The sequence below is a fragment of the Pseudoflavonifractor phocaeensis genome (genome assembly GCF_016901735.1).
GTDB lineage: Bacteria > Bacillota > Clostridia > Oscillospirales > Oscillospiraceae > Pseudoflavonifractor_A.
Genome location: NZ_JACLZC010000113.1, coordinates 1 through 4,136 on the forward strand (window position 1 = coordinate 1; position 4,136 = coordinate 4,136).

Consider the following 4,136-nt stretch of genomic DNA (forward strand, 5'->3'; position numbering starts at 1 on the left):
TCGTTGCGGATCAGCCGCAGAATTTTATCTTCCATCGTTTCCTCGGCGGTTTCGCTGAGGTAGACACGAACTTTATAGGTGGTCTTGCCAATGTGCCGGGTCAGAAACACGGCATTTTTATCTGCCATAGAACCTCTCTTTCTTGCGCTTTCGGCGCATCCGGTGTATACTGTTGTTATAGTTCCGTTTTTTGTAACCTGCGATTGTGTTACTTCTTTTTTGTGTCAAGCCTGAACATGGCGAAAGCCCCCTTTCTCCTGCGTGAACGAGCCGATGTAACCCAAGTAACTTATTTTTAGATTACTCTTTCACTAATAGGAGAAATCCGGGGTGCAAAACGGAACCATTTTTGAAAAATCGCAAAATATTTTTTTGAAAAGAGGTGGGGTCATGGCGTATCTGTCTGATGACGAGCTTCTGGATACCGAAGGTGGCTTCACCGGATGGGACGCAGGGGCGGAAGAAACGCTGGAACAGGCGCTTGCGGAAGAACGTCTGGCCGAGCTGGAAAATGAGCTGGAGCAGGACGAGCATCCCATCGACTATGAAGCAGAGCTGGAGGACGAGGAAGAAGAAGCCGCCCCGGTCAGCGAAAAGCGGCTGAAACGGGAGATTCGGGCGGAAGCTGTGCGGCGGCTGGAGGAAGCGGCCCGCACCGAAAAGGACTTTCAGGTTGTTGTAGGGGAATGGAACAAGCTGGACCGAAACCGGGAACGCCGGGAACGGGACCATGAAAACCTTCGTGGTGATGTGCCGCTGGAATATCAGGCGGTGCCGGAACCGAAGCTCATTCCCCGCTGGATGAACAACCCCGCATACCGGCAGCTAATGGCTGGAAACTTTCTGGACATCCTGTTTGACTGCCCTTATGAGATGCACAACCTGACCGCCGATCCCTTTATTTCCCGCATGGTGGAAGAACTGAGCGAGGAACACAAGGAGGTTTTGTATTTTCTCTCTTTGCGGCTGTACAGCACCACCCGGCTTGCCGCTGTTCGTGGGCAGTCTGATCGCAATATCCGCAAGCTGCGGAAAACCATCCACAAAAAATTGCAGCGCCAGATGTATGACCATCTGTGCAGCAAGCAGGAGCATGGCGGCAGCCTGACCTTGCGGGAGCGCCAGTTTTTAGAGGAATACTCGAAAATCGCAAGGAAACAGGGCAAGAATGCCGTGATCCGGCGGGAGAACAAGACCAAGCGCAGAAAAAAGAAAAACCGCCCCTGATCATTGGGACGATTAAGGAGAAAGGGCGTGTATGATGAAAAATTTATTTGAACAGTCCCGTTCCCATTGGGTGCGGTACGATCACTACGAGCTGAAAACGGCGGAAGATGGAAAGCGATACATCACCCCCGGCAAGAGCGCAAAGCCGGATGTCTACAATCCGCTGAAAGAGGTCCCCAACATTGTGCTGGATGCGCTGAATGTGGGGATGCTGATGATGGGGCGCAAGCCGGAAGCAGAAGTGGAAAAGGCGATCATGGAGTTTATCACCCGGTACGGCCTGCTGGGGCTGATGACCGCTCTGCCCACCACGCCGTCCTTTATGGACTATGAGGCGGTGTACCTGCCCAAAAACCACTTCATTAAGGAAGAATCCATGGCGACGGACAAATACCTGTCCCTGTTTTATCCTTTTGACCAGCTGGACTTGGTGAAGAAAGGCATTACATCCACGTGGAATGTGTCCGGTGACCGGACGATGATTGCCCTGACCATGACCTTCATGGACGAGCCGATGGCGAAAAACATGAGCTTCCAGCGGGAATATGCGGAACCCTACGAGTGGGTTGCTCAACAGTTCAAGGACTGGGCCTTTACGCTGAGTACCGCCATTTTGTACTACAATGATTATGACTCCCTTGATGAGGACGCACGGGGGCTGTACCGCAAGGCTATGGCCGCATTTGGCGGGATTGCCCCCACCTACCACATTGAGCTGCTGGATAAGCCTACCATTTACTGGGATTTCCATTCCCTGCTGCTGGGTATCCAGATGATGTTCAGCTTCATGCTGGTGGACGGTGACCAGCCCCTGCGCCTGTGTAAGCACTGCCAGAAGGTGTTCCTGGGCATCCGGTCCAACGCTGCCTTTTGCAGCCCACGGTGCAAGAATCAGTACAATGTCTACAAGAGCCGTTCTAAAAAGGGCGGAAATGAGGAGGAATGATACGCTATGGAAATTCTGAAACTCAGGGAACACAGCGAACTGGCATCGGAGGCCGCAGAGTGGTTTCATTCCAAGTGGGATATTCCAGTTGAAGAATATGCGGGAAGCATACAGGAGTGCTTGACGGGCAAAAGCATTGTTCCGCAGTGGTATGTTGCAGTCGAGAATCAGCAGATTATTGGTGGTATTGGGGTCATCGAAAACGATTTTCATAACCGCAAGGATTTGACGCCAAATGTCTGCGCGGTATATGTTGAGGAAAACTACCGTTGTCAGGGAATTGCAGGAAAGCTGCTGGAATATGTTTGTGAGGATATGCGTTCATTTGGCCTGGAAACCTTATATCTCATTACAGACCACACAGGCTTCTATGAGCGCTACGGATGGAAGTTCCTGTGTATGGCGCAGGGCGATGGTGAGGTAGATTTGTCGAGGATGTATGTTTATGATTTGAAATAGAAACGGTTATCGTTAAAAATTAGACATTTGGAGAGACCCGATAAATCATTTTGCGTTCGATTGGAGCGGCATTTATTGGAATCCAGAATTTGAAAATAAAGTAAACACCAAAGGGAGCTGCATGGATAATAGAAATGGAGATTATATATAAAAACTTACAAGAGAATGAGATAAGCCGAGAGCTATTTAGACATTTTGTACGGCATCAAACTGTTGTTAAATGTAGGCGAAAAGAAAACGGAAAATGGATTATCAAAGATGATCCGTTTATTGACGATTGGAGCGAAGCGGATTATAAATTCCTGGTTTCCTGCCTGAGAAACACAGCAGCAACAGGTGGATTGGTATATGCTGCTTTCTGCGAAGGGGTGTTGAAAGGTTTCGTGTCAGTTGAACCGAAACTTTTTGGGGGAAATCACAGATACCTTGACCTCTCAAGTATCCATGTGTCAGAGGATATACGAGGAAAAGGGGTTGGCACTGCACTGTTTCGAGCAGCGAAAGAATGGGCAAAGGCACATGGAGCAAAAAAGTTGTACATCTCAGCCCATTCAGCCGTTGAAAGCCAGGCATTCTATCACAAAATGGGCTGTGCAGAGGCGGCTGTCTACAATCAGTCTCATGTAGAAGCCGAGCCGTATGACTGCCAGTTGGAATGTAAAGTATGTGAGGATGACAGTTGATGAAAATAAGCAAAATTGAGGATAATAAAAAGAGATACATGAGCCTGCTTTTTCTTGCGGACGAGCAGGAAGATATGATCGACCGGTATCTTGAAAAAGGTACGATGTATGTTTTGGAGGAAAATGGCGTAAAAGCGGAATGTGTTGTTACTGACGAAGGCAGCAAAGTTCTTGAAATCAAGAATATTGCTGTTCTGCCGGAATGCCAGCGCATGGGCTACGGAAAACGGATGATTGAGTTTATAGAGCAGACATACCGTGATAATTTTCGTATTCTTCGTGTGGGGACGGGTGACAGTCAGCTGACGCTCCCTTTTTATAAGAAATGCGGTTTTATAGAAAGCCATCGTATCAAAAACTTTTTCACGGACAATTATGATCATCCTATCTTTGAATGCGGCGTTCAGCTTATTGATATGGTATATTTGGAAAAGAACTTACTATGGGAATCCAATACGATTCATCGAAAGAAGTAAATGGAATACCTGGCATTTTGTAAATGAATTACAAAATACAATCCAAACTTACCAAAACGATATGGAGGTGACGAGGAATGAGCGAGGAACAGGGGCTGACCCCGTATGAAACCAGAGAAATCCTCTTTTACAAGACCGAAAACGGAGAGGTGCGGGTGGAAATCCTGCTCTTTCAGGAAAATCTCTGGCTGACGCAGGCAAAAATGGCAGAGCTGTTCGAGGTACAGAAAGCGGCTATTTCCAAGCATCTGAAAAACATTTTTGAATCCGGCGAACTGAGCGAGGATTCAGTTGTTTCCAAAATGGAAACAACTGCGGCGGACGGAAAACGGTATCAGACCAACT

Annotated in this window: 7 protein-coding genes; 6 read left to right on the forward strand and 1 reads right to left on the reverse strand. The window is 48.1% G+C overall.

What is annotated here, in order from left to right; all coding sequences use genetic code 11:
* The coding region (locus tag H7U37_RS16140; RefSeq protein ID WP_204876815.1) for a transposon-encoded TnpW family protein at positions 1–128 on the reverse strand (128 nt) is incomplete at its 3' end.
* Between the two features lie 262 nt (positions 129–390).
* Here H7U37_RS16140 and H7U37_RS14460 point away from each other — a divergent pair.
* The 6 genes from H7U37_RS14460 to H7U37_RS14485 all read left to right on the forward strand — a co-directional run.
* Positions 391–1,227: a sigma-70 family RNA polymerase sigma factor gene (locus H7U37_RS14460; RefSeq protein WP_204876809.1), complete on the forward strand. Its 837-nt coding sequence runs from the start codon at positions 391–393 to the stop codon at positions 1,225–1,227.
* A gap of 31 nt (positions 1,228–1,258) precedes the next feature.
* Positions 1,259–2,173 (forward strand): hypothetical protein, encoded by a 915-nt coding sequence (locus H7U37_RS14465; RefSeq protein WP_204876811.1) that lies wholly within the window; start codon positions 1,259–1,261, stop codon positions 2,171–2,173.
* Positions 2,174–2,179: 6 nt separating this feature from the next.
* On the forward strand, positions 2,180–2,632 hold the full coding sequence (locus H7U37_RS14470) for a GNAT family N-acetyltransferase (protein WP_087249498.1): 453 nt from the start codon (positions 2,180–2,182) through the stop codon (positions 2,630–2,632).
* Positions 2,633–2,766: 134 nt separating this feature from the next.
* On the forward strand, positions 2,767–3,315 hold the full coding sequence (locus tag H7U37_RS14475) for a GNAT family N-acetyltransferase (protein ID WP_204876813.1): 549 nt from the start codon (positions 2,767–2,769) through the stop codon (positions 3,313–3,315).
* Positions 3,315–3,791 (forward strand): GNAT family N-acetyltransferase, encoded by a 477-nt coding sequence (locus tag H7U37_RS14480; protein ID WP_087171134.1) that lies wholly within the window; start codon positions 3,315–3,317, stop codon positions 3,789–3,791. Before H7U37_RS14475 ends, H7U37_RS14480 begins: the two co-directional genes overlap by 1 nt.
* Before the next feature lie 77 nt (positions 3,792–3,868).
* On the forward strand, positions 3,869–4,136 hold a 268-nt coding region (locus H7U37_RS14485; protein ID WP_477742905.1), incomplete at its 3' end, for a virulence RhuM family protein.